A 6,376-nucleotide genomic window follows, 5' to 3' on the forward strand; every position below is an offset into this window, starting at 1 on the left:
CCCGCCGCGAAAGCGGCGGGAGGTGAGGGGTTACGCCGGCGACCGGTTTATCCCCTCACCCCTACCCCTCTCCCCATGGGAGAGGGAGATTATCAGCCGTGCGTCGCGTCCCAGTGGGCCACGGCGTCGGCGTCGCGAAGGCTAAGCTCCGGATAGCGCGGATCGGTTCCCACCTCGGGGAGGATCCGCCACGAGCGGGCGCACTTCTGGCCTTCGGCGCGCTTGGGATCGACCGAGACGCCCTTGACCTCGTCGACGCGGAAGGCGCCCGCGTCGCCCGCGACCAGGGTCGCGGCGGAGGTGCGGAACACTTCGGCGGCGTCCAGGCCCTCGAAGGCGGCCAGCAGGTCTTCGTCGGCGACGTGGACGACCGGCGCGGCTTCCAGGGCCGAGCCGATGCGCTTCTCGCGGCGCTCGACTTCCAGGGCGCCGGTGACCACCGAGGTGACCTTCTCGACCTTGGCCCAGCGAGCGGCCTCGGTGTCGTTGCGCCAGGCGTCGACGCGCGCCGGAATCACCCGCAGCGCCACCGGACCCGCCTCGGGGAAGCGCGTGGTCCAGGCCTCCTCCATCGTGAAGCTGGCCAGCGGGGCCAGCCAGATGGTCAGGCGGTTGAAGACCTCGTCCAGCACCGTGCGATAGGCCCGGCGCTTGAGGGCGTCGGGGCGGTCGCAATAGAGGCTGTCGCGGCGAACGTCGAAATAGAGCGCCGACAGGTCCCCCTGGCAGAACTCGATCAGCGGCCGGATCACGTCCGAGAAGCGGTAGCTCTCATAGGCCTCGCGCACCTGGCCATCCAGCTCCCACAGGCGGTGCAGGATGTACTTCTCCAGCGGCGGGAAGTCGGCGTAGTCGGTGACGCGCTCGGCGTCGTCGAAGCCGGCCAGGGCGCCGAGCAGGTAGCGCATGGTGTTGCGCAGCTTGCGATAGGCGTCGGTCGTGGTGGCCAGGATCGTCTTGCCGATCCGTTGGTCCTCCGAATAGTCGACCATGGCCGCCCACAGGCGCAGGATTTCCGCGCCGGACTCCTTGGTGATCGTCTGCGGCTCGACCGTGTTGCCCTTGGACTTGGACATCTTCTCGCCGTTCTCGTCCATGGTGAAGCCATGGGTCAGGACGGCCTTGTAGGGCGCGCGGCCACGGGTGCCGGAGCCTTCGAGCAAGCTGGACTGGAACCAGCCGCGGTGCTGGTCCGAGCCTTCCAGATAGAGGTCCGCCGGCCAGTGGCTGTCGGCGCGACCCTCGATCGTGAAGGCGTGGGTGCAGCCGCTGTCGAACCAGACATCGAGAATATCGGTGATCTTCTCGTACTGGGCTGGGTCGTGGTGGCCCAGGAAGTCGCTGTCCGGACGCGTGAACCAGGCGTCTGCGCCGCCCTCGCGGATGGCCGCGAGAATCCGGGCGTTGACCTCGGGATCGTTCAGCGGGTGGCCGGTGTGCTTGTCCACGAACATGGCCAGCGGCGTACCCCAGTTGCGCTGGCGGCTGATCAGCCAGTCGGGACGCGTCTCGACCATCGCGCCGATCCGGTTGCGGCCGGCGTCGGGGTGGAAGGCGGTGTCGGCCAGCGACTGGACCGCCACCTCGCGCAGGGTCTTGCCGCCCAGAGAGTCCACCGCGTGGTCCATGCGGATGAACCACTGCGGGGTGTTGCGGAAGATCACCGGGGCCTTGGAGCGCCAGCTGTGCGGATAGCTGTGCTCGACGCGGCCGCGCGCCAGCAGATTGCCGGCCTCGATCAGCTTTTCCATGACCGCGCCGTTGGCGGGCCCGAACTTGCCGACCTTCTTGCCTTCGGTCTCGAGGACCTTGAGGCCGGCGAACAGGGCCACGTGCGGATAGTAGGCACCGTCCGGATCGACGGTGTCGGGGATCTCGCGGTGGCCGTGGGCCAGCCAGACCTGATAGTCGTCGGCGCCGTGGCCCGGGGCGGTGTGGACAAAGCCCGTGCCGGCGTCGTCGGTCACGTGGTCGCCGGCCAGCATCGGCACCGAGAAGCCGTAGTGGCTGTCGAGCTCGGCCAGTGGGTGGGCCAGCACCATGCCTTCGCAGTCGACGCTCTCGACCTTCTCCCAGGCCGCCACCTTGGCCGCCTTGAAGACGTCGCCGGCCAGCTTCTCGGCGATGATCAGGCGATCGCCCGGCTTGGCCCAGGGCTCGAACTCGAGGCCTTCCTCCAGCGCCTTCACCTCGAAGACGGCGTAGGGGATGTCGGGGTTGTACGAGACGGCGCGGTTGGCCGGGATCGTCCACGGCGTGGTCGTCCAGATCACCAGCTTGGCGCCCTGGGCGGCCTCGGAGCCCTCGACGACCGGGAACTTCACCCAGATCGTGGGCGAGACGTGGTCGTGGTACTCGATCTCGGCGTCGGCCAGGGCCGTGCGCTCGACCGGGCTCCACATCACCGGCTTGGAGCCGCGATAGAGCTGGCCGGTCTCAAGGAACTTGTGGAACTCGGCGACGATCGTGGCTTCCGAGGTGAAGTCCATGGTGGCGTAGCGGTTCCACCAGTCGCCCAGCACGCCCAGGCGCTGGAACTCGGTCTTCTGGGCCTCGATCCAGCCGCCGGCATAGGCGCGGCATTCGCGGCGGAACTCCTCGGCCGGGACCTCGTCCTTGCGGCGGCCCTGGGCGCGGAACTTCTCCTCGATCTTCCACTCGATCGGCAGGCCGTGGCAGTCCCAGCCCGGCACGTAGTCGACGTCGTAGCCCAGGGCGAAGCGGCTGCGGACCACGAAGTCCTTGAGGATCTTGTTCAGCGCGTGGCCGATGTGGATCGCGCCGTTGGCGTAGGGCGGGCCGTCATGCAGCACGTAGAGCGGGGCGCCGTCGGCCTGGCGTTTGACGCGCACCGCGCCGTACAGGCCCTTGTCGGAGAGGGCCGCCCAGCCTTCCAGGATCTCGGGCTCCTTCTTGGGCAGGCCCGCGCGCATCGGGAACGGGGTGTCGGGAAGGAAGACGGTCTCGCGATAGTCGCGGGCGGGCGTGGCGTCGTCGGCCATGGGATGAAAATCCGGCTCTGGAAATTTCGGAAGAGGGCGGGAAAACCCGGCGCGCGCTGGAGGATCGTCCGGCGGCGTCACGCCGGGCGGATAATTCGCGAAATCTTCCGAACGGAACTCATGGGGCAGCGGGATAGCAGAGGGAGGCTGACGACGCCAGCCTGACAAGATGCTCCCCCGCGTCGCGGGGGAGCTGTCACGGAGTGACTGAGGGGGCGAGCTGGAAGGCGGCCGAGTTTGCCCCCTCCGGCCCTCTGGGCCACCTCCCCCGCGTGCGGGGGAGGAACTGGCGCGCCGTCCTAAAACCCCGGCGCCACGATCGCCCGCGCCGCCTGCTCATCCCGCCGGATCTGCTCGATCATCAGGTCCAGGCTGTCGAACTTCAGCTCCGGTCGCAGGAACGCCACCAGGTCGGTTTCGATGATCTGGCCGTAGAGATCCTCGTCGAAGTCGAACAGCCAGGTCTCCAGCCGCGTCTCGACGATGCCCGTGGTCGGATTGTTGCCGAGGTTGGCCACGCCCGGAACCTCGCGCCCGTCGGGCAGGCGGGTGCGGGTGGCGTAGACGCCGAGCTTGGGGACCACATAGTCCTCGACCTCGACATTGGCGGTCGGGAAGCCGAGCTGCCGACCCAGCTGCTGACCACGCCGGACCACGCCCTCGATGGCGAACGGTCGGCCCAGGATGTGCGCCGCCTGTTCGGGGCGGCCGTCGCGCAGAGCCTCGCGCACGGCGGTCGAGGAGAACTTCTCGCCATCGCCGCCCTCCTTGGAAATATCAGCGACCGGCTCGGCCACCGAGACGGTGAAGCCGTATTCGTCGCCATAGGCCTTCATCAGCTCGGCGCTGCCCGAGCGGCCGCGACCGAACGAGATGTCGAAGCCAACGGCCACGTGCTTCACGCCCAGGCCCTCGACCAGCACCTTCTCGACGAACTCGCGGTCGCCAAAGCTGGCCATCTCGAAGTCGAAGGGCAGCAGATAGAAGACGTCCACGCCCAGCCCGCCCAGGGCGCGGGCCTGCTGGGCGTGGGTCATCAGTTTGAAGGCCGGTTCGGTCGGCCGGAACAGGCGTCGCGGATGCGGATCGAAGCTGACGACGCCCAGCGGGGTCTTGCCGGCCAGGGCCGCTTTCGCGGCCTGGGCGATCACCTGCTGGTGACCGCGATGGACGCCGTCGAAATTGCCCAGCGCCACCGAGGCGCCGCGCGCCTCGGCCGGCAGGTCCTTCCAGGCTTGGATCGTCTTCAGGGGCATTAGGCGGCCTTGCGGGGGACCATGACCACGGCCTCGCCCTCGACCACCGGCTTGCCGTTCACGAGGCAGACGGTGGCGAAGGTGACGCGGGCCTTGGCCTCGTCGATTTCGGTGATGGTGGCGCGGGCGGTGACCTCGTCGCCGATCTTGACCGGCCGCTTGAAGCGCAGCGTCTGCGACAGGTAGATCGCGCCGGGGCCGGGCAGGGTGGTGCCCAGCACCGCCGAGATGTAGCCCGCCGACAGCATGCCGTGCGCGATGCGCTCGCCGAAGCTGGTCTTGGCCGCGTACTCGGCGTCCAGGTGGACCGGATTTTTGTCGCCGGTGACCTCGGCGAAGGCCTCGATGTCGGCCTCGCCCACGGTGCGGACCAGCTCGGCGGATTGGCCGACGCTCAGCTCTTCCAGAAACTTACCCTGCATGACGCTTTCCCCTCGGGTTTTTATTGTGCGCTGCACACAGCATAGCGTTTCGAAACCCGATCACCAGACCAGATCACCGACGGCGTGCGTGGCGCCGACCTGCTCGGCTTCCAGCAGAGCCAGAACGGCTTCCGGATTCAGGCGGCCGTCCGGGCCGATCGCCTTCTCGCCGTGGATGCCCTTGGCGATGAACAGGCAGGCCAGCTTCTGGTCGTGGGCGCCCTTCACGTCGGTGATCACGCCGTCGCCGACGCACAGGACGCGGTCGCGATCGACGGGACGGCCCAAGAGGCGCTCGGCCTCGGCCAGGGCCAGTTCGTAGATCGCGCCATAGGGCTTGCCGGCCATCACGACCTTGCCACCCAGGCTCTCATAGAGGTCGGCGAGAGCGCCGGCGCAGAAGATCAGCTTGTCGCCGCGCTGCACGACGCGGTCGGGATTGGCGCAGATGAACAGCAGCCCCCGGTCGGCGGCGACCTTCAAGCGGTCGCGATAGTCCTCGGGGACTTCCTTCTCGTCCTCGTAGAGGCCGGTGCAGGAGATGAAGTCGGCGTCCTCGCAGCCCGCGGGCGTCAGGTCGATGCCGTCATAGAGCACGTCGTCGCGCGCCGGTCCGACCTTCCAGACCTTGCCCGGCGCGTTGGCCTTTAGCAGCGCCCGCGTCGCGTCGCCCGAGGTGACAAAGCCGCTCCAGGCCGAGCGCGGCACGGAGAGGCCGTCCAGCTGCGCCACCACGTCGGCCGACGGGCGCGGCGAGTTGGAGATCAGCACCACCGGGCCCTTCTCCTGGCCCCATTTCGTCAGGGCCTCGCAAGCCTCGGGGAAGCTGGCCACCCCATTGTGGATCACACCCCAGACGTCGCACAGCACCACGTCGTAGCGGTCGGAGAGGGCGCTCAGGCCAGGCGGGAAATCCATCATGCTGCGGCGGTACCGGTCGGGAGGCGGGGCGTCAATGTCGCCGGGCCCTTAGCTGTTCCCCCGCGCATCGGAATTCAAGGCCGCGCGGCGACGCTTCCGAAGATCGGCCTTCCGTGGCTATCCTCTCGCCAACCTTGGGAGGGGCCGATGACGATACTGATCCTGGGTCTGGTGGTGTTTCTGGGGATCCATTCGGTGCGGATCCTGGCCGCGCCGCTGCGCGACGGCCAGATCGCCGCCAATGAGAAGCGCTGGAAGGGCCTTTTTTCACTGATCGCGGGCCTGGGCTTCGTGCTGATCATCCTGGGCTGGATCGCCGCCCGGCCGACGGCGCCGCAAGTCTATGACCCACCGACCTGGGGCCGTCACGCGGCCATGGGCCTCGTCTGGATCGCCTTCATCCTGCTGGCGGGATCGAACGGTCCGGTCGGGCGGGTCAAGGCCACGGTGCGCCACCCGATGCTGCTGGGGACCATCGCCTGGGCCAGCGGGCACCTGCTGGCGAACGGCGACCTGGCCTCGGTGGTGCTGTTCGGCGCCTTCCTGGCCTGGGCGATCCTCGACCTGATCTCGGCGGTCAACCGCAAGGAGCCCGCGCCGGTCGTGACCAAGCCGATCGCGGATGTGATCGCGGTGGCGGCGGGGACGGTGCTCTATGCGCTGTTCGTGGTGGGGCTGCACCGGGTGCTGTTTGGCGTCTCGCCGATGGGTTGAGGGGCTTGAAGATGCTCCCCCGCGATGCGGGGGAGCTGTCGCGGAGCGACTGAGGGGGCTA

Annotated in this window: 6 protein-coding genes; 1 reads left to right on the forward strand and 5 read right to left on the reverse strand. The window is 68.5% G+C overall.

Going from position 1 to position 6,376, the window contains the following annotated elements; all coding sequences use genetic code 11:
* Nucleotides 1-92: 92 nt before the first annotated feature.
* The 5 genes from ileS to AX690_RS14020 form a co-directional block, all read right to left on the reverse strand.
* Nucleotides 93-3,002 carry an isoleucine--tRNA ligase gene (ileS, locus tag AX690_RS14005; RefSeq protein ID WP_066680058.1) on the reverse strand — a complete coding sequence of 970 codons (2,910 nt, stop codon included), beginning with the start codon at nt 3,000-3,002 and terminating at the stop codon, nt 93-95.
* 77 nt (nt 3,003-3,079) lie between these two features.
* Nucleotides 3,080-3,124 carry a hypothetical protein gene (locus tag AX690_RS23370; protein WP_181242883.1) on the reverse strand — a complete coding sequence of 15 codons (45 nt, stop codon included), beginning with the start codon at nt 3,122-3,124 and terminating at the stop codon, nt 3,080-3,082.
* Between the two features lie 177 nt (nt 3,125-3,301).
* Entirely contained in the window at nt 3,302-4,258 is a 957-nt protein-coding gene (locus AX690_RS14010; protein WP_066680061.1) for a bifunctional riboflavin kinase/FAD synthetase, read from the reverse strand.
* Nucleotides 4,258-4,680: a MaoC family dehydratase gene (locus AX690_RS14015; RefSeq protein WP_066680065.1), complete on the reverse strand. Its 423-nt coding sequence runs from the start codon at nt 4,678-4,680 to the stop codon at nt 4,258-4,260. Before AX690_RS14015 ends, AX690_RS14010 begins: the two co-directional genes overlap by 1 nt.
* Before the next feature lie 60 nt (nt 4,681-4,740).
* A complete protein-coding gene (locus tag AX690_RS14020; RefSeq protein ID WP_066680067.1) occupies nt 4,741-5,601 on the reverse strand; it encodes a TIGR01459 family HAD-type hydrolase in 861 nt (286 codons plus the stop codon).
* Nucleotides 5,602-5,748: 147 nt separating this feature from the next.
* Between AX690_RS14020 and AX690_RS14025 the strand changes: the two genes are divergently transcribed.
* The gene (locus AX690_RS14025) at nt 5,749-6,315 is read left to right on the forward strand and encodes an NnrU family protein (RefSeq protein WP_066680068.1); all 567 of its coding nucleotides are present in this window, start codon (nt 5,749-5,751) and stop codon (nt 6,313-6,315) included.
* Nucleotides 6,316-6,376 lie beyond the last annotated feature (61 nt).

The sequence above is a fragment of the Caulobacter sp. CCH9-E1 genome, assembly GCF_001556515.1.
Lineage (GTDB): Bacteria > Pseudomonadota > Alphaproteobacteria > Caulobacterales > Caulobacteraceae > Caulobacter.